Annotated in this window: 1 protein-coding gene; it reads left to right on the top strand. The window is 46.3% G+C overall.

Annotated elements, in window-relative coordinates:
- Positions 1-244, top strand: a 244-nt coding sequence (locus JIV24_RS22305) for a hypothetical protein (protein WP_200467290.1), incomplete at both ends; no start/stop codon positions are given.

Raw genomic sequence — 244 nt, 5'->3', positions numbered from 1 at the left:
CATTGTTTGCGTGTTTGACTGCATTTTCGTGTGTTGCCCAGGAGCAACTCGATGGCTTCACTTACGGCGATGAAAAAGCACCTACGGGCAAAGAGTGGGAATCACCGGCTCATCTGGCCCATAACAAAGAGCAACCGCGTGCCACATTTTACTCTTTTAAAAGTGTAGAAAATGCTCGCAAGGTTTTGCCTGAAAATTCAGAGTATTGGCAATCACTGGATGGTGATTGGAAGTTTAACTGGGC

Source organism: Carboxylicivirga marina (assembly GCF_016612505.1).
Taxonomy (GTDB): Bacteria; Bacteroidota; Bacteroidia; order Bacteroidales; family Marinilabiliaceae; genus Carboxylicivirga; species Carboxylicivirga marina.
This window is presented reverse-complemented; position numbering and strand designations above follow the sequence as displayed.